The organism is Lysinibacillus sp. NPDC093210 (assembly GCF_044753985.1).
Lineage (GTDB): Bacteria > Bacillota > Bacilli > Bacillales_A > Planococcaceae > Lysinibacillus.
The window spans coordinates 626989-650604 of the sequence record NZ_JBIVOE010000002.1 but is presented as its reverse complement, the minus strand read 5'-3'; the positions used below and the strand labels follow the sequence as shown (position 1 = coordinate 650604).

General features: G+C 35.6%; 20 protein-coding genes. 15 read left to right on the top strand and 5 right to left on the bottom strand.

The window, feature by feature from the left end; all coding sequences use genetic code 11:
* Positions 1-271: 271 nt before the first annotated feature.
* The 5 genes from ACIP9C_RS08645 to ACIP9C_RS08625 all read left to right on the top strand — a co-directional run bounded on the left by ACIP9C_RS08645 (position 272) and on the right by ACIP9C_RS08625 (position 7777).
* Complete coding sequence (locus ACIP9C_RS08645) at positions 272-3325, top strand: efflux RND transporter permease subunit (RefSeq protein WP_401009692.1); 3054 nt, start codon at positions 272-274, stop codon at positions 3323-3325.
* Positions 3326-3345: 20 nt separating this feature from the next.
* Positions 3346-4431: an SDR family oxidoreductase gene (locus tag ACIP9C_RS08640; protein ID WP_401009690.1), complete on the top strand. Its 1086-nt coding sequence runs from the start codon at positions 3346-3348 to the stop codon at positions 4429-4431.
* Positions 4432-4764: 333 nt separating this feature from the next.
* Positions 4765-5529, top strand: a complete 765-nt coding sequence (locus ACIP9C_RS08635; protein ID WP_401009688.1) for a TerC family protein — start codon at positions 4765-4767, stop codon at positions 5527-5529.
* Positions 5530-5799: 270 nt separating this feature from the next.
* Positions 5800-7155, top strand: coding sequence for a TrkH family potassium uptake protein (locus ACIP9C_RS08630; RefSeq protein ID WP_401009686.1), 1356 nt, complete (start codon positions 5800-5802; stop codon positions 7153-7155).
* 463 nt (positions 7156-7618) lie between these two features.
* Positions 7619-7777, top strand: coding sequence for a hypothetical protein (locus ACIP9C_RS08625; RefSeq protein ID WP_401009685.1), 159 nt, complete (start codon positions 7619-7621; stop codon positions 7775-7777).
* Positions 7778-8449: 672 nt separating this feature from the next.
* On the opposite strand, the gene ACIP9C_RS08620 is transcribed toward ACIP9C_RS08625, so the two are convergent.
* Positions 8450-10189: a B12-binding domain-containing radical SAM protein gene (locus ACIP9C_RS08620; protein ID WP_401009683.1), complete on the bottom strand. Its 1740-nt coding sequence runs from the start codon at positions 10187-10189 to the stop codon at positions 8450-8452.
* 259 nt (positions 10190-10448) lie between these two features.
* On the opposite strand from ACIP9C_RS08620, the gene ACIP9C_RS08615 reads away from it, so the two are divergent.
* Together ACIP9C_RS08615 and ACIP9C_RS08610 are read left to right on the top strand one after the other, a co-directional pair.
* On the top strand, positions 10449-11867 hold the full coding sequence (locus ACIP9C_RS08615) for a PAS domain-containing sensor histidine kinase (RefSeq protein WP_401009682.1): 1419 nt from the start codon (positions 10449-10451) through the stop codon (positions 11865-11867).
* Positions 11868-11976: 109 nt separating this feature from the next.
* Positions 11977-12426: a MarR family winged helix-turn-helix transcriptional regulator gene (locus ACIP9C_RS08610; RefSeq protein ID WP_401009680.1), complete on the top strand. Its 450-nt coding sequence runs from the start codon at positions 11977-11979 to the stop codon at positions 12424-12426.
* Between the two features lie 225 nt (positions 12427-12651).
* Here ACIP9C_RS08610 and ACIP9C_RS08605 read toward each other — a convergent pair whose 3' ends face one another.
* The 3 genes from ACIP9C_RS08605 to ACIP9C_RS08595 form a co-directional block, all read right to left on the bottom strand.
* Positions 12652-13323: a hypothetical protein gene (locus ACIP9C_RS08605; protein WP_401009678.1), complete on the bottom strand. Its 672-nt coding sequence runs from the start codon at positions 13321-13323 to the stop codon at positions 12652-12654.
* A gap of 62 nt (positions 13324-13385) precedes the next feature.
* The gene (locus ACIP9C_RS08600) at positions 13386-14003 is read right to left on the bottom strand and encodes a CPBP family intramembrane glutamic endopeptidase (RefSeq protein ID WP_401009677.1); all 618 of its coding nucleotides are present in this window, start codon (positions 14001-14003) and stop codon (positions 13386-13388) included.
* Between the two features lie 80 nt (positions 14004-14083).
* Positions 14084-14272, bottom strand: coding sequence for a YkvS family protein (locus ACIP9C_RS08595; RefSeq protein ID WP_024362262.1), 189 nt, complete (start codon positions 14270-14272; stop codon positions 14084-14086).
* Between the two features lie 125 nt (positions 14273-14397).
* Between ACIP9C_RS08595 and ACIP9C_RS08590 the strand changes: the two genes are divergently transcribed.
* The 3 genes from ACIP9C_RS08590 to ACIP9C_RS08580 all read left to right on the top strand — a co-directional run bounded on the left by ACIP9C_RS08590 (position 14398) and on the right by ACIP9C_RS08580 (position 16178).
* Positions 14398-14586, top strand: coding sequence for a hypothetical protein (locus tag ACIP9C_RS08590; RefSeq protein WP_401009676.1), 189 nt, complete (start codon positions 14398-14400; stop codon positions 14584-14586).
* A gap of 94 nt (positions 14587-14680) precedes the next feature.
* Positions 14681-14872, top strand: a complete 192-nt coding sequence (locus ACIP9C_RS08585) for an aspartyl-phosphate phosphatase Spo0E family protein (protein WP_024362260.1) — start codon at positions 14681-14683, stop codon at positions 14870-14872.
* A 439-nt stretch (positions 14873-15311) separates the two neighbouring features.
* Positions 15312-16178: an NAD(P)-dependent oxidoreductase gene (locus tag ACIP9C_RS08580; RefSeq protein ID WP_401009674.1), complete on the top strand. Its 867-nt coding sequence runs from the start codon at positions 15312-15314 to the stop codon at positions 16176-16178.
* A 189-nt stretch (positions 16179-16367) separates the two neighbouring features.
* Here the strand turns inward: ACIP9C_RS08580 and ACIP9C_RS08575 are convergent, their stop codons facing one another.
* A complete protein-coding gene (locus ACIP9C_RS08575) occupies positions 16368-16760 on the bottom strand; it encodes a DoxX family protein (protein WP_401009672.1) in 393 nt (130 codons plus the stop codon).
* Between the two features lie 151 nt (positions 16761-16911).
* Between ACIP9C_RS08575 and ACIP9C_RS08570 the strand changes: the two genes are divergently transcribed.
* The 5 genes from ACIP9C_RS08570 (at position 16912) to ACIP9C_RS08550 (ending at position 23591) form a co-directional block, all read left to right on the top strand.
* Positions 16912-17232 carry a winged helix-turn-helix transcriptional regulator gene (locus tag ACIP9C_RS08570; RefSeq protein ID WP_401009670.1) on the top strand — a complete coding sequence of 107 codons (321 nt, stop codon included), beginning with the start codon at positions 16912-16914 and terminating at the stop codon, positions 17230-17232.
* Between the two features lie 200 nt (positions 17233-17432).
* The gene (locus ACIP9C_RS08565) at positions 17433-18755 is read left to right on the top strand and encodes an MFS transporter (protein WP_401009668.1); all 1323 of its coding nucleotides are present in this window, start codon (positions 17433-17435) and stop codon (positions 18753-18755) included.
* A 69-nt stretch (positions 18756-18824) separates the two neighbouring features.
* Positions 18825-19727, top strand: a complete 903-nt coding sequence (locus ACIP9C_RS08560) for a chemotaxis protein (RefSeq protein ID WP_340826160.1) — start codon at positions 18825-18827, stop codon at positions 19725-19727.
* 164 nt (positions 19728-19891) lie between these two features.
* A complete protein-coding gene (locus ACIP9C_RS08555; protein WP_401009665.1) occupies positions 19892-21469 on the top strand; it encodes a Ppx/GppA phosphatase family protein in 1578 nt (525 codons plus the stop codon).
* Complete coding sequence (locus ACIP9C_RS08550) at positions 21435-23591, top strand: RNA degradosome polyphosphate kinase (RefSeq protein WP_401009663.1); 2157 nt, start codon at positions 21435-21437, stop codon at positions 23589-23591. The genes ACIP9C_RS08555 and ACIP9C_RS08550 overlap by 35 nt, the downstream gene beginning before the upstream one ends.
* Positions 23592-23616 lie beyond the last annotated feature (25 nt).

Below are 23616 nucleotides of genomic sequence, written 5' to 3'. Positions count from 1 at the left end.
TGACTATAGTTTATCTTGGGAAATAATGAATATTTCAATGAAGCGGAAGGCGGCGACTCCTTCGGGAAAAGCAAGCGAACCGAGACCCTGGACTAAGCGTAGCGAGGGAAGCGGCTCGGTGCTTGCCCGCGGAAAGTGTCCGCCTGTAGCGTAATGATGCGAATAATTTTATTTTTTAGGATGAAATTGTTTCAATATAATGTATTAATTTATAAAAAATCCTCCTTTTCGGCTATCATAGGAAAGAAGAGAAAGAAAAGGAGTATATACAATGAACATTAGCAACTTTTCGATAAAAAGGCCTGTTTTTACACTTGTTTCGATGCTACTAATAATTATTTTAGGTGGCGTATCATTGTTAAAAATACCAATCACTTTAATTCCCGAATTAAATCCACCCATTGGTGTCGTTGTTACCTCCTACCCGGGTGCGAGCTCAACGGAAGTAAATGAAAAGGTAACGAAACCTTTAGAGGCGACATTGGCCACCTTGCCAGGCATAAAAAAACTTCAATCCACCTCTCAGGAAGGTTCAAATTTAATTGTGCTAGAGTTTAATTGGACAACGGATATTGACGAGGTTCAACTCGATATTTTACAGCGAATCGATATGACACCACTACCGAATGATGCACAAAAGCCAAGTTTTTTAAAATTTGACCCGTCACAGTTTCCAATCATTCAGCTCTCTTTACGTGCAGAAAATGATCAGGTGGACGTGCGTATATTGGCGGAATCATTGGAAAAAGAGCTTCGTCGTACTGAAGGAGTTGCAAGTGTAAATGTATCCGGCAAGCTGGTAGAAGAAGTACAAGTAACATTGGATGAATCAAAATTAATTGCAAAAGGCTTAACCCAAGCTGATATTATCCAAATCATTCAAACGAATAATGTGTCATTGCCTGGAGAACCTGTATTAACTGCTGATGGCAAAATGTTGACGACACGTATTGTTAGTACATTAACAAAACCAGAAGATATTGCGGATTTAATTGTCTCCGTCAATCCGATAGATGGTGAAACACTAACGGTAGGAGATGTAGCGACCGTCGAGCGTGCGGAGCAAAAATCTTTAACAGAAACGCGTGCTAATGACCATCCAGCTGTATTAATGTCCGTTTTGCAAGAGTCTGGGGCAAATACTGCTGAAGTCTCAAAAGCGTTCCAACAATCCTTACAAGACTTACTAGCACAGGAACAATATAAAGGTGTAGTAGCAGACATATTAGTAGATCAAGGTAATTATGTGAATTTAGCGATAAGTAACATAGGTTCTTCATTACTATTAGGTGGCTTATTTGCAATGCTTGTGCTATTTGTCTTTTTACGAGGTGTGAAAAGCCCAATTATCATCGGTATTGCTATCCCTTATTCTGTCATCGTCACATTTGTCTTAATGTATTTTGCTCATTTCACTCTCAATATTATGACATTAGGTGCGCTGGCATTAGGCATTGGGATGCTCGTTGATAATGCAATCGTAGTAATTGAAAATGTGGAACGACATTTAGGGCTTGGTAAGAAACCAATAGAAGCAGCAATGCAAGGCACCAAGGAAGTGGCGCTAGCAATAACAGCATCTACATTGACAACAATTGCTGTGTTCATTCCAGTAATGTTTATAGAAGGTTTAATCGGGCAAATCTTTACGGAATTTGCACTTACGATTTCCTTCAGTTTAATTGCCTCCCTATTAGTAGCATTAACAGTTGTACCAATGTTGGCAAGTCGTCTGTTAAAAATAAAAGACCAAAATATAAATGAAATTCGAAAAGCATCGTCCTTTTATAAGCACTATAATGCCTCCGTTGTTTGGGTATTAAAGCATCGTTTATTGGTCATTTTGTCGGCTGTTATCCTCTTTAGCTTATCAGTGTTTGGTTTATCGAGAATGGGTACGGAATTTTTACCTGCAACAGATGAAGGTTTTGCGTCTATTAGTGTAGATCTTGACAGAGGGGCTACAGTAACAAAAACGGAACAAGTTGTCGCAGCAATAGAGGAGCGTTTAAAAGAAGAGCAAGATGTTGACGTCTATGTTAGCCTAATTGGCGGTACGCAGCAGTCGCAATCACGTGGACAAACAAGTGCAAATCGAGCGGAAGTCTATGTGAAGCTAGTACCACTTGCAGATCGTAAACGCTCAATTTTTGAATTTGTAGAAGAGGTAGAAAAGGATTTAAACAATGAGCTAGGCGAGCAAGCTGAAATTACATTTAATGTTTCTACATCGTCAGGTTCATCTCCAAATACATTGACATTCCGATTAACCGATTCAAATGAACAACGTTTACAAGAGTCAGTTGAAAAAGTACAGCAAGAGCTAAAGCGCATTAACGTTGTCACGAATGTAATGACAGATTTAGATAATACAGTTCAAGAAATTCAAATTGAGGTAGATCGAGAAAAAGCAAAGGATTACGGCTTTTTACCGGCACAAATAGCCCAAACGGTTAATCAAATGACAAAGGGACAGCTGACGACACAAATGATTGCTGATGATGGAGCTGTATTATCGGTGTATACAGGCTTTGGACAGGCATTTAATGAAAGTGTGGAGTCTTTAAAGGCAATGGAGATTCGTTCTCCTGCAGGACTATTTGTTAAGCTTGATGAAATCGCTGACGTATCAATACAAGAAGGGCCAGTATCCATTAGACGTTCTGATCAGGCTGCTGCAGTTGCATTTTTCATTGATTATACAGCGAAGGAGTCACTAGGTGGTATTTCAAAGGAGGTCGATAAGGCTCTTGAAAAAGCTAATTTACCTTCTGAAACGCAAGTTGTTTTTAGTGGGGATCGAGAGCTTTATGATAGTGCAATTGATGACATGCTTTTAGCCGTTGCTTTAGCTGTAGTGCTTGTCTATATTGTAATGGCAGCGCAGTTTGAGTCATTTAAATATCCTTTCGTTATTATGTTTACGGTACCACTTATGATTATTGGTGTTACGATTGCAATGTTTGCTACAAAAACACTACTTGGTGTGACATCTGTTATTGGTATTTTGGTACTCGTTGGCATTGTTGTGAATAACGGTATTGTACTTGTCGATTATATTAATCAGCAAAAGGTGCATGGCATGAAGTCATATGATGCGATTTTACTTGCTACACAAGATCGACTACGTCCAATCTTAATGACAGCATTAACAACAATATTAGGTTTGCTACCACTTGCACTTGGTATTGGTGAAGGTACCGAGATGAACCAGCCTATGGGCATTGTTGTAATTGGTGGGCTTATTACTTCGACTTTGCTGACATTATATATAGTGCCAGCTGTTTATAGCTTAATGGATAAAGAAACTAGAAAATTGCCTTAAGTACAAGGGGGAAATGAGATATGGGTGTTCATTTTTTTACGGGTTTTCCAGGATTCATTTCAAGTCAATTAATACGAGAGCTATTTAAAAAAAATAAAACGCAAAAGGTTATCGCAATTGTGCTAGCAGGGGAAATACCAAAAGCAAATGTTGAAAAAGGCAAAATAGAATTGGACTACCCTCACTGTACGATACAGATTGTCGAAGGGGACATTACACTACCTAATTTAGGGATGACAAATCAAGTAGTACAGGAATTACTGCCTCAAATTGAAGTGTTTTGGCATTTAGCAGCTATTTATGATTTAGCGGTTCCTAGAGATATCGCTTGGAAGGTCAACGTACATGGAACAGCGATGGTAAATGATTTTGTACGTACACTTCCAAATTTAAAGCGGTATATGTATTTTAGTACAGCATATGTTGCTGGGCTACGTGAAGGAGTTTTACGTGAAAATGATTTAATCCGACCTCCTGCTTTTAAAAACTATTATGAGGAAACAAAATATGAGGCAGAGCATCGTGTAGAAGATTTAAAGTCGGAGATTCCTATTACGATTATTAGACCAGGAATTGTGCGTGGACATTCAGAGACTGGTGAAACGATTAAATTTGATGGACCATATTTCTTTTTAAATATGGTGAATAAATTAAAACGTTTACCGGTTATACCTTATATAGGGCTGTCGAGCTCAGCTATTAATGTTGTGCCGGTTGATTATATTATAAATGCCGCAACTTATATAGTGGATGAGAAGAGTGCAGAAGGCAAAACGCTACATTTAACAGATCCGAACCCACATCCTGTACAAGAGGTATATCGCACAATGGTAAAATTATTAACGGATCATTATCCTAAAGGACGTTTTCCTTTGTCGTTAGCAAAAAAATCGTTAAAAGTACCTTTCATTCGAAAATTTCTAGGTGTTGAGCAAGAATCTTTAGATTATTTAACTTGGAATGCTGTCTTTGATACAGCAGAAGCGGTTGCTATTTTACAAAAAGGAAATATTACATGTCCTGATTTTATACAAACAATGCCGAAAATGGTGGATTTTTATCTAGCACATAAAGACGATAAAAACTATCATATTCAAATTAAATAATGATGGATTTCTTTGTCAGCTTTAAATGATAGTGCTATAATAAACGAACAAAAGAAATATCCTTAGACATTTTGTTAAAGGGGAGTAGCTAGCAGATGCGAGCGATGCATCTGATTTCACATTCGTCAAGACATGGTATTTACCATCGGGTGTGATAGCAAATGTTGTTACTTTGAAAAAGGTGCAATGCCGATACCTGTAATGAGAGAAGTGACAAATACAAATTTGCTTAGCAAGACCTTTGCCTTCTTTCAGGCAGGGGTCTTTTCTTTTGCATTTGACTAGTAAATGATCGCAATTTTGGGTATACAGAGTTTAAAGGAGGAACAGAGGATGGAAGCAATATTATTACAATATGGCTGGGTACTGATTGTACTAGTTGTATTAGAAGGATTACTAGCAGCAGACAACGCAGTTGTAATGGCTGTTATGGTTAAACACTTACCGCCTGATCTACAAAAAAAGGCACTATTTTACGGATTATTTGGAGCATTAATATTCCGATTCTCTGCGCTCTTTGTTATTACAGTATTAGTTAATTACTGGCAAATTCAGGCGGTTGGAGCAGCCTACCTATTGTTTATGTCAGCCAAAAATATTTATGACTTGAGAAAAGGTAAAGATGAGGAAGACGAAAATGATGAGACTGCTGTGAAAAAGGGATCTGGCTTTTGGATGACTGTCTTAAAAGTAGAGGTTGCTGATATAGCATTTGCGATTGATTCAATGCTTGCTGCCGTTGCTATTGCTGTGACGCTTCCACACTTAGGTAATTTTGATATTGGTGGCATTAATGGTGGACAATTTATTATTATGCTATTAGGTGGCTTTATTGGTGTTATAATGATGCGTTTTGCCGCGCAATGGTTTGTGAAAGTTTTAAACGACTATCCTTCACTTGAAACTGCTGCATTTTTAATTGTTGGCTGGGTTGGGGTAAAACTTGTTGTTTTAACATTAGCTCATGAAAAAGTGGGTATATTACCTAAAGAATTCCCTCATTCAACAGGATGGGAATTAACATTCTGGATTGTGTTAATTGGTATTGCATTTGTCGGTTATTTAGTAGGGGTACGTAATAAAAAACAAACAAAATAACTGCTTGTAACTTTTATAAATGCATAAAGAAACTATTTTTAAATCCGCGTTGCTTTCTGCGGGCAAGGCACGAGCGTATCGCTCGCAACACTAACTGAGTCATGTGCGCTTGCTTTTTCCTGCGAAAGTGTATGCGGATTTTTGCTTTATATCGATTAAATAGCTCGAGGTGGATAGTTTTATCCTGTTTAAAACAGCCTCTTTCTTTTTTTATAGATTTTTTCTATACTAATATCTATCTTGGCATCATGAGTGGAAGGAGTTGATGAGGTGCCTTGGAAAAAATCATCTAATAAATTAATCACACCGTTTCAGGCACTAGTGTCTTATTATTTCATAGCAATAGCAATTTCCTTCCTATTGTTACGACTTCCCGGCGTTCATCAAGCGGGTGTGAAAGTGTCTTTATTAGATAGCTTATTTACTGCGGTAAGTGCTGTAAGTGTAACTGGCTTAACAACGTTTAATATTTCAGAGACCTACACAACATTTGGACTCGTCATGGTACTTGTTATTTTACAGCTCGGCGCGATTGGTATTATGTCACTGGGTACTTTTGTTTGGTTGCTTGTAGGGAAAAAAATTGGGATGCGTGAACGTCAGCTAATTATGATCGATCATAATCAGTATAATTTATCTGGCGTTGTCCAATTAATTCGAGAAATATTGAAAATCTTAATCGGCATAGAATTAGCAGGAGCAATTATTTTAACTGCGCATTTTACGAATTATTTCGATACATTTGAACAAGCTCTTATTCACGGTGTCTTTGCTTCTATATCAGCTACTACTAACGGGGGCTTTGATATTACTGGGATGAGTTTATTGCCATTTCATAATGATTATTTTGTTCAATTAATAACAATGGTGTTGATTGTGCTAGGAGCAATTGGCTTCCCGGTGCTAGTCGAGGTAAAAACATTTTTACTTAATCGGCATGCTAATTTTCGTTTTAGCTTATTTACAAAAATAACGACAACTACTTATGCAATTTTATTTGTTGTAGGGGCGCTCGTTATTTTACTGCTTGAGTCTTTCCATTCATTTAAAGGGATGCCTTGGCATGAAGCAATCTTTTCCGCAATGTTCCATTCCATATCTACACGTTCAGCGGGACTTACAACATATGATGTAACATCCTTCAGTGAGGCGACAGATATTTTTATGAGCTTTTTAATGTTCATTGGTTCTTCTCCAAGCTCAGTTGGGGGCGGGATACGGACGACGACCTTCGCTATTGCGATATTATTTTTAATTACGTTTGCAAGGGGTAGAGAAGATATTCAAATCTTCGGACGTGAAATCCATTTAATTGATGTCTTCCGTGCGTTTGTCGTTATTTTAGTCGCTTGTTTTATGGTGCTAATGGCTACAATCATTTTACTTATTACAGAGCCACATGCGACACTAATACAAATTATTTTTGAAATTACATCTGCGTTCGGAACATGTGGAATGTCTTTAGGGATTACCTCAGATTTATCAGTTGTAGGTAAAATCATCATTATCATATTAATGTTCATAGGACGAGTTGGTTTAATTTCCTTCCTGTATTCACTTGGTGGAGGTGGAAGAGGTAAAAAATCCAAATTCCATTATCCGAAAGAACGAGTTATTATTGGATAAACATTTAGAAGCATTGATATAGAGGGTTTTAAGGGGGCAAATTATTAATTTGCCCCCTTTGAACTTGTAGTCAAAAATTTTAATTGCATAGGCATGGTGAGTCCTTTCTTGATATTCCATGTACATCTAGATTTCCGTTACTGGCCGTACGGGAGCTTAAGTCTAGATTGGAGCGGAAAGCGCCGCCTGTAGTGGAAGTCAACAGCAATGATCTAATCTATAATCTATCCGACAGTCTGGGGCAAATCATTAAAATTTTTCTAAACCACTGGATAAAAATTCAGTAGCAACATTACTAAAAAAAAGTTTAGTTGGGTTAGTGTGCGGGTACATCTTATTAAGAGTGGAGAAAGAGAAATGACCACCTTGTACTAGAACTGAGGGTCATCTAATACAGCTTTTTGAAAAGGATAAAAGCAGCGGTGAACCCAGTTACGAAAAAGAAACAAAAGGAGAACTTACTATGACACTTACAAGCACAGCTAAACAAGAATTAAAGGACTTATTAAAAGAGACACACAAACGAGGTATTATGAAAATAGATCATAGTGATCGAGTAAGCAGTATGACAGATAGTGAAGCATTAGGTTTGCTGATTTCGGTAGTAAAACGTACTTTGTAATATTAAACAGAGCAAAATAACTCCATGGCACTTTGGTTTCTTCTTTTATAGTATTCAAATTGCTATGTTCTAAAATGAGAAGATTGAGTACTTTCACTGCAATAAAAGTGATTCTATTTTATGACTTTCTTCTATTATATTGTATTTAATATTTAATATATAAGGAGATGCTGGAAATTTTTTACGTAGAAGACCATTGAAGTATGTTAATTTGCTTAATGAAAAATATAAAGAATAAGAAACTATAATTCGATTTATTAGCTAAGAATTGATAGGCTATTTTAGGATGTCTAACTGTTTTTTGTGCAATTTAAAAGAATAAATAGAGGTTTAGAAATCGTTCAGAATAAGCATTTATTAGTCAGGCAGCAAATTTGTTGAATATATATCTAAAAATTTAGAAAATTTAATAAAATATTTCCTGATTAAAATTGCTGCATTATAGGTAATAAGTACTTATTACCAATAACTATATTTTAAGTGATTTGTACTAATTATTTTAATGTGATTGTGAATCCATTACTAGCATCAAAAGTTAGTGGCAGTCGGTAGAAATTGTAATTAATTCGTAATGCGAAGAATAGTGGATTAGTTGAAAAATCGAATTATTTTAGTTTCAAAAATAAAAAAACGCTATTCATTGAATAATTTCAAGTGAATAGCGTTTTTTTATTAAACTGAATGGATTGTTGCAAAATACGGTTCTTGACCGTGTCGGAAGTAGGTTAAAAGATAGCCGTTTTTTTGTACAATTTTGCCATTTGAGAAATTTTGATAATCCAAGTTATGTGGGATGATAAGTGTATGCTTGAACAATTCTTTTTCAGTCAAATTCAAGTTGGCAAATTCTTCACCTGCAATGTTAGGATTTTCACGTAGAGCTGTATAAAGTGCTTTTTGTTGAACTTCAGTAGGGCGATCTTTCCACCATAATTTACGTGGTTGGAATTGTTGTGCCTTTAAATAATCAAGCTGCATTAAGCTTTGGATAATTGGTAAATTAGCACTTTCCACAGTTTCTAAAAACTCAAGTAAACGGCGGAACAAATCTTCTAGCTGATGACCAATACGTGACCAGCCCTTTGTCTCCCAGTAAGTTCCGAAGTTTTGGAAGAAATCAAATGGTGTATCAAATACTTCTGTTACTAAATATTCGATTGTATGGTCCATACGGTGTGCATTCCAATATTTTTCAAGTACATCTTCTGCATGTTTAATACGGACAATATCATCGAACGTTAAGACATTATTCGAAAAGATTTCATAAGGAGATAAATCCACATAGGTATAGCCAAACTTTTCAGCCTCCAAACGAAGGCCTGTACCACGCAATAGCTTTAAGAAGCCCAGCTGTAATTCCTCAGGACGCATAGCAAAAACATCATTGAATGTTTGTCGGAAGCTACTATAATCCTCTTCTGGCAGTCCAGCAATTAAATCTAAATGTTGATCTATTTTTCCACCATTTTTGACCATTGTTACTGTACGCGTTAATTTTTCAAAGTTTTGACGACGTTGTACAAGCGTATTTGTTAGATCGTTTGTAGACTGAACACCAATTTCAAAACGGAAAAGTCCTTTTGGGGCATTATCATTTAAAAATTGAATGACTTCGGGACGCATTATATCAGCAGTAATTTCAAACTGGAAGACTACGCCTGGCTTATGCTCATCTATTAAAAATTGGAACATTTCCATCGCATAGCTACGGCTAATATTAAATGTACGATCGACAAATTTAATAGTGCGCGCACCATTATTCATTAGATAACGAATATCTTCTTTTATACTTTCTCTATTGAAATAGCGTACGCCTACTTCAATAGAAGATAAGCAAAATTGACAGCTAAAAGGACAGCCTCGGCTTGTCTCAATATATTGAATTCGTTTGCTTAGATGTGGAAGGTCTTCTTCAAAACGGAATGGACTCGGTAATTCACGTAAGTCAATTTTAGGTGCTTGCGCGTGAATTCGAACTTTACCGTCCTCTAAGTAACAAATGCCTGGAACATCTTCTAAAGGTATTTCGCCATGCAAATGGCGTAGTAACTGCTTAAATGAAGTTTCCCCTTCGCCCATGACAATGAAATCAACTTCTTCAATTCGACGTAACCAATGATGGACATCGTATGATACTTCAGGTCCTCCCAGCAAAATTTTAACATTTGGACAAACCGTTTTTAACATTTTAATAACGTGTATTGTTTCTTCAATATTCCAAATATAGCAACTGAATCCTACGATATCGGGGTTTTTTTGAAATAAATCTGATACAATATTAAATGCAGGGTCTTTAATTGTGTATTCTGCAATTACTGGATTGTATTCAGGTAAAGCAGCACATTTTAAATAACGCAATGCTAAATTTGTGTGGATATACTTTGCGTTTAAAGTAGTTAAAATAGTATTCATGCATTAATCTTCCTTTCAACTTCTAATTGTAACAGTCAAGTAGCTGACAAACAATATAATCCTTTAGACCTATTTATTTTGTGAACGGTTCGTGAAATAATTTTAAATACTTAAATTTACTAAATTTTGTAATAATAGAATCGTACAGTCATAAAGTATAGTAAAGGCTCAAAATTCGAATGAGAGGTTTTTTACTCTTTTGAAAGGTTCGGTGAGAAAGTTGAAGCAAAATGATATAAATCAATGTTTTGGAAATCTTATGAAAAGTACTTCGTCACCAACACTTATTCTTAATAAATCAGGGAAAATTTTGAATTGTAATGAGGCAGCTATTAAACTTTTTAATCTTAATTCATCATTTAAAGGTTTTATAACAATGGACGAGCCATCCAATATTAAGTGGGCTAAGTTCGTTAAGGAACTACAATGTGAGTTAAGATCAGAAGAAATATTTAATATTCGTAAAAATAACAATGATCTAGAAATGATGTCCTTTAAATGTTTCTATGATCCAAACACAGAAGAAATAGTCGCACAGCTATCCACTATCAATAATGACAGAGCAATTGAATTGTATGTTAGTAAGGAACAGGAACGATCGCAATCCTTCAGTGCATATGATCATTTACCCTATGCTGTTATTGTGAGTGATGCGAGTGGGATTATTCTTGGTTTAAATAAATATGCAGAAATGTATTTGAAAATAGAAAAATCGCAGCTTCTTCATAAAGCTCATCAACATATATTTGATTCATTTACAATGAAGAATGGACAAATTACAACATATTTATCCAAATTGATGGGCGAAAAACATGCCATTATTCATGTCGTAGATGAAACACAAGTAAGTAGAACGTGCTATTACGAAATCTCAAGTGTTTTCGATGAGTATAATAATATTATCGTCACTGTTATTAATGACGAAACTGAGAAAAAGCAGTTGCAGCATAAAGTGGAGCATCAGGAAGCGTTGAATGTAGTTGGACAAATGGCGGCAAGTATTGCACATGAGATTCGAAATCCATTAACTTCTTTAAAAGGCTTTACAGAACTTTTAAAGCTGAATGCGGATGAGGAATCACGCATGTATTTATCTGTTATCGATAGTGAGTTACAACGGATGGAGCAAATCTTGTCCGAATTATTAGTATTGTCCAAGCCAACAAGTATGAAGGTAGAATTAATCGAATTAGATCATATTGTAAAACAAGTGATCGAATTTATGTTACCTGATGCTTTGATGAAAAAAATTATGATTCAATATATACCATCAGCTACTGAAGTGTATATTGGTGGCAATGAAAATCGTCTAAAGCAAGTATTTATGAACCTTATTAAAAATGCGATGGAAGCTATGCATAATGGTGGCACAATTACGGTTGAGATGAATGTTATTGACTGTACGATTGTAGAGTTAATGATTAAAGATGATGGCAGTGGAATGGATAGTAAAACAATCCAAAATTTATTCCAACCTTTTTACACGACGAAATCAACAGGGACAGGACTAGGCCTTGCTTTCGTGAAAAAAGTAATCGAAGAGCATGAAGGTGTAATAGGTGTTCAAAGTGAAGTGCAGAAGGGGACATGTTTCCATATGCAGTTTCCTGTTTACACATTCAATCAATTGGACCCGTTAGATGTTTCGGCGAAGGATTCTGCTTATTTAGTAACCTAAATACAGTAAAAATTATTTCAATAGTGCGCTATTATTGAATGCTTTTGACAATGCTTTTCAAAAGTCGCTATAATGACATGTATAAAGAGCGAATTGAGAGGACTAGGCTATGACGTCAGAAGAAGATTTAAAACAAACTTTAAAATTATATATAGTATTATCGCGTGCCCATAAAGCAATAAATGAGATGACAAGCCATTTTTTCCAAGAGAATGGTGTAAATCCTACTGAATTTGCAGTTTTAGAACTCCTTTATCATAAAGGGAGACAACCATTACAGCAAATTGGTAATAAAATATTACTTGCCAGTGGGTCTATTACGTATGTAATTGATAAGCTTGAAAAAAGAGGCTATCTTTTACGGGTTTCCTGTCCATCAGACCGTCGCGTTACCTATGCAGAAATTACCGCGGAAGGTGAAGCGTTTATGGGCGAATTATTTCCAAGGCATGAACAACATTTACATGAATTGATGAGTGCATTATCTGTCGAGGAAAAAGATCAAACGATAGGCTTATTAAAAAAATTAGGGCTATCAATTAAAGATTTGTCTTATTAAAAAGAGTTGTCTCAAATGGATTTTGAGGCGATTCTTTTTTCTATGCCCAAATATAGGATTTTAAAAAGGAACTTAACGATGTTTTTGGTAAAGAATCGAATATAATAGCTATTTTTGCCTGTTAGGGAGTTTATTTAAGGAGCTCACAATGCCTCCCTGTGTTTTTTGTTGATGAATAAAAGAAAGGCCTTAGAATGGATTCTAAGGCCTTTCAAACACTGGGTATTATTTTTTGGAAATAGTGGCTGCCATAGCAAGCATTGCAGCAGTTAAATCTTGTTCATCATTATCATGAATTGTTAATTTTGTAATGAGTCCATCTTTTTCAAATACTACGCCAACTACTTTTTCAGTATCAAAGTCTACAACATAGCCCTCAATATTTTTAATATCCTTAAATGCAGAAAGTTCTTCAGCAGATAATGCTACTGGTCCTCCGACTGCATTCATGTAGTCTTGCATAGATGTTTTTACTGCATCATAGCTTGTTTCAGAAGCATTTGTTGTTTCAATACGCATAAATACTTCATCATCAGCATTTGATACTAACATGTCTTTTCCTGGTTCTTCTTGAGAAAGAGTGAATTCAGGTAGTTGTTGGAATTTATAGCCCTGATCAACACTATCAGATTCAGTTGCTGTTTCCTTTTTGTCGACACCTTTTTGAACGTATTTCACTTCTTGTTCTGGTTTAGCTTGTGTGTCTGTATTTGCATCATTTGATGTAGGCGTTTCTTGCTTGTCATCGCCTGCAGTTTCATTCTCAGATGGTTGTTGTGAGTTCGCTGGTTCATTTTGTTCAGCATCTGATTGTTCTGTCTTATCAGAGGTATTACACCCCACGACAATAACAGCTGTTAGTAATAATGCAAGCATTGAAAATAATTTTTTTTGCATGAAAAGCCCTCCTTTTCTATATTAAACGCTAATAAAAGATAAAATGTTTCCAATTTTTTTTGTTATGATGTTAAAGGTAACACTAAAAACAATAGTAGAACAAAAACAACATGGGCCACAATAACTAAAGGCATACTCTTGCGCCATTCATAAATAAAGCCCCAAATTAGGCTTGTTACAAGAGCTGCAATTATACCAAGCTTAAAGCCACTAAATGCAATCGAGATGGCACATAAAATTGCTGTTACAACAACTGCTAAAACAGGGCGCATAAAACGCTTCAATTGTTGTTGTACGTAACCACGCCAAAATAGCTCTTCGCCAATGGCGACAATGAACACAAGTAAAATATAGTGCCAAATATTTTGTGGACCGTAAACAGTTAAAAACTTTTTCACTGTTACTACTAGCCGATCATTTATATATGGAGCGAGCCAATAACCAAAACGTATAATGCCATATGTGATTGTACCGTACCCTATGCCGAAAATTAGAAATTTCCAAGTAGGTAATTGATCTTCAATTGTACCTGAAAGAATAGCAATAGCTATACATACGAGCAGAGTAAATGCATAAAGGTACCAAAATACAGCTGGATTAGCAAATGTGAAAGCAAGCATGCCATAAACGAATAATAAAGAAAGGAGAAGTATTATTGTTTGTTTCGAATTTGTTAGCATAATTCGACCTCCATACTTTAATTTTACCAAAAAAATAGTCCCTTATCATCTATTAAGACAAAAAGGGACTATTCAGAATATTAAGCTTCACTTGCATATAAGATTTTGTAACGTTTATGGTTGACGACCGTTTTCTCTTCAATTTCAAGGGAATCAAAATTCTCCATATATGTTAGATCAACGATCACCGAATTTTCATTTACTTTTTCAACAATACCTTGCAAACCATTTTTAAACTCGATAATATTTCCAACTTCAGCTATTTTCACAGACAGTCAGCTCCTTCATCGACTAATAATATACAGTTTGCATGAAAAAAAGGAAAACGTAAAGCTTTTTTTGAATAATTCATAATTTAATACACAAAATAAGGAAAGAGAAGGGAATAGAAAAAATGGAACAATATGAAAATATGCTTAAACAATTACAGGAAGGAGAAATACAAAGTATCGAAATTACTAAAGACCAATTTTATGAGTTTCGTGAAGTATTAGTGAAACACCCCTTATTTAAACATTTTAGAGGTGAAGCAAAGCAAAACGGGATTATAATATACACTTATTTGGAAATTCCTAGAAGTTAATTTTGTCGAACATTGTCGTAACTTAATGCTGTAAGAAATGAAATATAAATGTATAATAATGGTATGATTATTTGTATGTTGGAGGGTTGTATGAATGGTCAATCTACTCTTGAAACAAATGGAACAAACTCGTGAGATGATGATTCGCTCTGGTGTTGAAAACGGGTTACAGAATGCAAAAACCATTCAACTGAGTCGCAGATTAGATCAGTTAATGAATACTTATTATAGACAGACAACATTAGAAGAAGAAGATCAGGATGATTTGTTTCAGTATTCAGAGTAAAACTTTTTAGATTAGATGTTTAAAAATGCATTTACTGGGGAATAGTTAATATGAACACAGCAACATTCTCATTTCCCCCTTTAGAGCAGTGATTCCCATCACCTGCTCTCTTTTTTTTTGCTTATTCGGTATATATGCCATACATAATAAAGTTAGTACAAGTTTTAAGAAGAATTTGAATTATTGAACTGATTCATCTACACTAAAAACACATCATAAGCTAAGCAAAAATTCCTTAAACCTCAACTCATCTAAAATGAGAGAAAGGAATAATTGATTAGTTTTACTAAGAGAGTTAATTTCATTCAATTGTGCGGAAGGCAGCTACTCCAGGGAAAAGAAGCTTAGCGAAGGAAGCAGATCGGTACTTGACAGAAAAGCGTCCGTCTATAGCGTATTGATGGAAACAAAATTAATTCAAGTAAAGGAGTTATTACATATGAGAAAAGAGCGTATTGCATTTATCGGTGCAGGTGTTATGGGTGCTAGCATTATCAAACACTTATTGCAAAATGGCCATGAGGTGACAGTTTATACTCGCACAAAAGAAAAAGCAGAGCCGTTAATGGCATTAGGGGCTAGTTGGGCTAGTTCGCCAGCTGAAGCTTTTAAAGATAAGGATATAGCGTTAACGATGGTTGGTTATCCAACTGATGTTGAGGAAGTTTATTTTGGTGAACAGGGGCTATTTAAAACTGCCCAGGCTGGCAATATTGTTATCGATATGACTACATCTGAGCCTACTTTAGCGAAGAAGATTTATACACATGCTCAAACACTAGGAGTAGAAGCATTGGATGCCCCTGTTTCTGGTGGAGATGTAGGAGCTCAGAATGGCACATTGTCGATTATGGTTGGTGGAAACGAACATGCCTTTAATCAAGTTGCACCAGTATTACAACAATTTGGAGCAAATATAGTTTACCAAGGTGAAGCAGGTGCAGGACAGCATGCGAAAATGTGTAATCAAATCGTTATTGCATCTGGGATGATTGGTGTATGTGAGTCGCTTGCATATGGCTTAAAGGCGGGGCTAGATTTAGCTACTGTTTTAAAATCTATTTCTTCAGGTGCTGCAGGATCGTGGTCTTTAAGTAATTTAGCTCCGCGTATGATGAAGGAAGATTTTGCCCCAGGTTTTTATATTAAACATTTTGTAAAGGATATGAAAATTGCTTTAGATGAATCAAAAAAAATGGGTATTTCTTTACCAGGGCTAGCATTAGCTCATGAAATGTATGAAAAGCTAATCGCAGAAGGCTACGGTGACAATGGTACACAGGCTCTTCTAAAGTATTATCAATAGATAGCATTATTGAATCCATAGAAGCAAAAGGAGAAAAGTGTTAGATTGACTGCCATCAATCTAACACTTTTTTGCATGCCGTTGAGTGCCTGGCACTACCCTCCGACGATAAACCTAGTGAAATCGCCACAAAAGGTCTGTGAATTGCCCGTAAACTATTGAAAATTGCCCTAAGTAGCAGATGATTCGCTACTCTTTACTAAAAAGTTGAGAATCTAAGGAGAAGCTAGATGCCCCTGCAAGAGCAAAGTAGAGTGCTATAGCACCTAATGCTAAATCAAGCTCATAACCAGCCAATCCATCTGCTCCGATAAAACCAATGCTAAGCTTTGCTGTAAAGATAGCAACAATCATTGTAATAGTCAGTAAAGCACCAAAAATTCTTGTTGCTAAGCCTAAAATAAGAGCAACTCCGCCAACTAATTCAATAACTGCAACGATATATGCCATAAAGCCTGGTATACCTAGACTTTCAAAGAAGTCAGCTGTGTAGCTGATTCCGCCTTGGAATTTTTGGAAACCGTGTACCGCAAAAATAATGCCGAGAACGACACGTAAAATTGTTGAACCAATATTTTGCATAATGTAATTACTCCTTTTCTTTAACTTACATTTCGTAACTTAGTTTATTTTTAAAAACAACTTTTGTCAAGTAACTAAGTGGATTTTAAGAACTGATTTTTAAAAAGTGATATAATCTTTATTAAGAACTAGTAATAAAGGAGGGAGTAAATTGAATCAAAAAAATATTTGTCCACGATTTGAAAAGGCACTTATGCTATTGAATCATCGTTGGAATACTTTGCTTATATATCAGCTACTTGACGGCCCACAACGATTTTCAACCATTAAAAATCAGTTGAATATTAGTAGTCGTGTGCTAACAGAGCGATTAAAGGAGTTAGAGACCGAAGAAATCGTTTTACGTACCGTCATTCCTTCTACACCAGTCGTTATTGAATATGAGCTTACAGAAAAAGGATATGCAATCACACCCGTGCTAAAAGCAATTGAACAATGGTCTAATAAATGGGTAACTATTACTGAGGAATAATTAAAAGATATTCAAGCGAGGGGCTTGAATATCTTTTTTATTTATTTGGAAAATGGTTGGTAATGGATTAACCAATTTATGGCCATTTAGCAGTTGGTTTTGTTATATTGTAAATAATATTAATTTTTATTAAACAAAAGGTATTTTTTAATACAGATAGGAATTAATTTAATATTATAAGAAGGAAAAGGAGGGATTTAATGAACGAGAGGCAAGTGGGAGAAACACAGCATCGCAGTCAGCTAGCACTCTATTTATCATTGCCAATACTATCTTGGGCGTTTTACGATTTTGCTAATACGATATTTTCTTCAAATATTAATACAGTTTTTTTCCCATTTTATATGGACGAAGTGTTAGGTACGAATGAAGTAATGCAACAAGTTGCTAGTACATTTATTTCGTATGCCAATGCATTAGCAAGCTTTTTTCTAGTAGTTTTTTCACCGCTTTTTGGGGTATGGATAGATCAAACCGGCTATAAAAAACGATTCATTGTCTGGTTTGCATCGATTTCTATTATATTTACCTTTATGATGGGTGTTTTTGCAAATTTCGAGACAACAACAAGTTATTCAGGTGTACCGCTCAGTTTATTTTTAGTCGTTGCAAGCTTTGTCATTGCGAAATTTTTCTTTAATTCGAGTCTCGTATTCTATGATTCGATGATGGGTGACCTAGGGACAAAAGAAGAAATGCCCCTTATTTCAGGTTATGGTGTAGCGATTGGTTACTTAGGTACTATTTTTGGGCTTCTTGTTTATTTATATGTAGGAAACAGTGATTTTCATCGTGCATTTATACCAACAGCGATTTTGTATTTATTATTTTCATTGCCATTATTTTTTATTAATAAGGATACTCCGATACCAAAAGAACAGCGGAAAACGACTAAGTTTTTTGAAGGTTACAAGGAAATTATTAGTACATTTAAGGATATGAAGCAATATAAAGCGATTTTTACTTTTATGATTGCGTATTTCTTTTTAAATGATGCAATTGCCACAACAATTGCAATGATGGCTGTTTACGCAACTACTATTGTAGGATTTTCTTCAGGTCAATTTATCATTCTATATTTAGTTTCCACCGTATCGACAATTATTGGCTCACTCGCATTCGGCTATATTACAAAAGCAATTGGTGCTAAGCGGGCTATTACCATTGTAGCGCTGTTAATGATTATCGCATTAACCTTTGCTGTTTTTGCGACAGAACAATGGATGTTTTGGATTGCTGGCAGTATGTTTGGTATTTCACTAGGCTCTATGTGGGTTACATCAAGAACATATATTATTGAGCTATCACCAGATGATAAGCGAGGGCAGTTCTTCGGACTATTTGCTTTTTCTGGTAAGGTCTCATCGATAATCGGACCAGCTGTATATGGAACGGTTACATTATGGATGAAAGATTACGGTACATTAGCAAGTCGTGTAGCATTATCAACATTAATTTTGATGACGGTTATTGGTCTATTGGTTCATCTAAAAGTTAATGATAAAAATGGAAATACCAGATAGGAGAATTGTATCGCCTATGATACAATTGAATTATTATTTGATGTTGAAATAGAAAGGAGCGGGGTTGCTTTGGAACATAAAGGCATATTATTAGAAAGTGGCACAAATGAGCTAGAAATCGTTGAATTTGAAGTAGCTAACAATAAATTCGGTATTAATGTTATTAAAGTCAAAGAAATTATTCAACCGATTCCAGTAACGTTTATTCCACACGCGCACCCGCATGTTGAGGGAATTATTCAATTAAGAGGCGAGGTACTACCAGTAGTAGATATGCTACGAGTACTAGGGATACAAAGTGCAGAGCGTAATCCACAACAAAAATATATTGTTGCTGAGTTTAATAAACAACGAGTTGTTTTTCATGTAGATAACGTAACACAAATCCACCGTATTTCATGGAATCAAATCGAAAAACCTTCAGATATGTATCAGGGGGGTACTTCGCAAGTTATCGGTGTTATTAAGCAAAATGAGCAAATGATTTTATTACTAGATTTCGAGAAAATTATGGTTGATATTAACCCTGATTCGGGTATTAGTGTAGAGTCAGTAAAAAAACTTGGTAAACGTGAACGCTCTGAAAAACGTATTTTAATTGCTGAGGATTCACCATTATTACGTAAGTTATTATTTGATACGATGAAGGAAGCCGGTTATGAGAATGTGGAGTTCTTTGAAAATGGCCGTGATGCTTATGAATACTTAGAAGCATTGGCGAAAAGTGGCAGTAATGTAACAGAGCATATTCAATTAGTAGTTACTGATATTGAGATGCCACAAATGGATGGTCACCATCTTACACGCAAAATTAAGGAGCATCCTGATTTACAAAAGCTACCGGTCATTATTTTTTCTAGTTTAATTACAGATGATCTTCGCCATAAAGGCGATCAAGTAGGGGCAGAGGACCAAATTAGTAAACCCGAAATTGCAGAGCTTATTTTACGTGTCGATCAACTTATTTTATAAAGCTAGCGAAAAGGAACTTCACAATACTAATAATTGGTATCCTGAAATGTTAATAAAAAATGAAAGTCGGATACCTTTTAGGTTCCGACTTTTTTTGTATAAATGACGGTGCTATTAACACAAAATAATTAGACTACCGATTGTTCTATAAAGGAAGTGATTATTTGGATGATTTGAAAACAGCTATCATTGATATTGGCTCGAATACAATTCGTTTAGTGCTGTATCAGTATGATAATGAAGAGGGGCTTAGAGAGCTAGGTAATATTAAAACGGTTGCACGTTTACGTACATATTTGCAACCATCAGGTGACATGTCAGAAGAAGGTATTCAAGTACTAACAGAAACATTATTAACATTTAAAGCAATGCTTGATGATTTTGAAATTGTAGATGTGAAAGCTGCTGCAACAGCTGCAATTCGTCAAGCAACGAATCGAGAACAAATTATAGCTTTAATGAAAGAGAGAACAGGCATACAGATAGAGCTTTTGTCTGAGGAGGAAGAGGCGTATTTCGGTTATGTAGCTGTAGCGCATTCGATTGGTACCCTTTCTGCCGTGACCATCGATATAGGTGGAGGAAGTACGGAAATAACATTATTTAAAAATAAAGAACTAATTGAATCCTATAGCTTTCCTTTCGGAACGGTGTCGCTAAAGCAACGTTTCGTAAAAGGTGACATTATGAATAGTAGTGAGAAGAAAGAATTGATTGCATTTGTGAAAGAGCAGTTTAAATCACTTCCTTGGATTCAACAAGTGGGATTACCGATTATTGCGATTGGAGGCAGTGCAAGAAATATTGCGCAAGTTCATCAGCAACGGCATCAATATCCTATTGCCAGTGTGCATGGCTACGAAATATCTAAAGGGGATTTGGATCAGCTCAGTTTGTTTTTAGGTAATTTAAGCTTCCAAGAATTAAAGCACTTAGATGGTTTATCGACAGACCGTGCTGATATTATTGTACCTGCTTTAGAAGTGTTTCGAGTGCTTATGGACATTGTCGGTAGTGAAGTGTTCCAGCTAACGAAAAAAGGCTTACGAGAAGGGCTTATTATCCACCGTATTTTGCAAAAAGATGCAAATGCCTTTGATAAATATAATGTTTTTGAGGGAAACGCTAGAAGGTTAGCTAGGCAGTACGGACGCTCTGAGGCAGAAGTTGATTATTTAATGCACCTAGCAGATCAATTATACCGTGAGTGTTGCCATTTAAAATTTTTACAATTTGACGAGACCGATTTGCAATTATTGAGGAAGGCAGCAAAGATATTTAATATCGGGGAATATATTGAGTTAAGCTCCGCTAGCCAACATACCTTTTATTTAGTTGCCAATCAATCAATTGATGGCTTAAACCATAAGGAAAGACTAAAACTTGCACTTTTAGCATCATATAAAAATAAAGATTATTTTCACCGATTTGCTGCTCCTTTTATAGAATGGATGAGTCGTGAAGAACATCGTAAAATACGTGATTTTGGTGCATTATTAAAATTCGTCTATGCGTTAAATGTATCGAAAAGAAATATCGTACATGCTATTGAACTGCAACCTAAGGACAATTTTGTCCAGCTAAACATCTACGTTAAAAAAAATGCGGCTGCCGAAAAATATCAAGCTAATCGGCATAAAAAACATCTAGAACGTGCTCTAAAGACACCAATTAAAGTAAATTTTATTGAAGAAGGGTGGAACCAAGATGACAACGGAAGTAACGAACAATCGCTTACATGAAGAAGATTTTTCAGAAGCACATAGCCGTTTACTCGAAGAAATTGCAAAGCCTCAATATTATAATAATCGTGAATTAAGCTGGTTGGCATTTAATGAGCGTGTTTTAGAAGAAGCAGAGGATGTCAATAATCCTCTGCTAGAACGTTTGAAATTTTTAGCGATATTTAGCTCCAATTTAGATGAATTTTTTATGGTGCGCGTAGCAGGACTTCAGGACCAAGTACGTGCGGGTTTTCATAAAGCTGAAAATAAATCAGGCTTAACACCGAAAGAGCAATTGGCAAAAATTGCTGAGCGTACGCAAGCTTTAGTACGTCGACAAACGGAAGTATATAGACATTTAATTTATGATTTATTGCCACAGCATAATGTACATATTGCGGACATGAAAGATTTAAATAGTACGCAAAAAGCATTTATAAATGAAATGTTTGCTGAGACAATCTTCCCTGTACTAACACCTGTAGCAGTAGATGCTTATCGACCATTTCCTACATTGCTCGGGAAAACTTTAAATTTACTTGTACTATTAGAACAAGATGAAACCGATTTTGAAAGCCGTGAAAGGGTTGCAATAGTACAAGTGCCATCTGTTTTGGATCGCTATATTAAAGTACCTTGTGCTGAGGGCGAAACTGTAATCGTACTACTGGAGGATGTTATTGTTGCTCATATTGAAAAGCTTTTCTATGGATACAGTGTTAAATCTGCACAGGCTTTCCGTCTAACACGTAATGCGGATTTAACGATTCACGAAGAAGGCGCACGCGATTTACTCGTTGAAATTGAAAAAGAACTAAAAAAACGCAAATGGGGAGTTGGTAGTCGTCTAGAAGTACGTGTGGGTGAAATGAATGAAGAAGTCCTTGCTTATTTACTGGAAGAATTTGAAATCGAGGAGACCGATGTTTTTCATATTGATGGCCCATTAGATTTAACATTTATGTTCTCGTTTGTGAAAGGTATTTCTGTAGGACGAGAACATTTAGAGTATGAAAGCTTTATCCCACAACCACCTTTAGATTTACAATCGGATGAAAATATTTTTGAAAAAGCGTTACTACAGGACATTTTTTTCCATCATCCATATGAGTCATTTGCACCGATTGTAGACTTTATTTCAGAGGCTGCTGTAAATCCAAATGTATTAGCAATAAAGCAAACATTGTATCGAGTGAGTGGCAATTCCCCAATCATACAAGCATTAAAACTAGCTGCTGAAAATGGCAAGCAAGTGACTGTTTTAGTAGAGCTAAAAGCCCGTTTTGATGAAGAAAATAATGTACATTGGGCGAAGCAACTGGAACAAGCAGGTTGTCTTGTTATATACGGTATGAATAATTTAAAAACGCACTCTAAAATAACGTTAGTGGTGAGTCGCAGAAATGGGAAAATTGAACGTTTTGTACATCTCGGAACAGGAAATTATAATGATGCAACTGCCAAAATTTATACGGATATGGGCATCATAACATCTGATAAGGAATTTGGTATTGATGCAACAAACTTCTTTAATTATTTAAGTGGCTATACGGAAAAACCTACTTTTAATCATTTAGTCGTCGCACCATTTGATATTCGTGATGAATTTATCCGCTTAATGGATGAAGAAATTAGCTGTCATAAGAAATACGGTAATGGGTTTATTCGAGCTAAAATGAATTCATTAACGGATAAGGACTTAATGATGAAACTTTATGAAGCCTCTATTGCTGGTGTAAAAGTAGAGCTTATTATTCGCGGAATTTGCTGCATACGGCCAGGTATACCAGGTATTAGCGACAATATCACCGTCACAAGTATCGTTGGTCGGTTCCTTGAACATTCACGTATTTATTGGTTCCATCATAATGGTGAAAACAAAGTTTACTTATCATCCGCAGATATGATGACAAGAAATATGATAAAACGAGTTGAAATTCTTTTCCCTGTCTATTCAATTGAAGCAAAAGCCCGTATTATGGATATTATGAACAAACAACTTGAGGATACAGCGAAGGCTCGTATTCAAGATTCCAATGGAAAATATCATTATAAAGAATTTGATCGAAGCGAAGACCCTATTAATAGTCAGGAAATTTTCTTAAAGGATGCTCTAAAGCCTACGCTAGATGAAGAATAAATAACGAGCGTACTAGACGACTTAC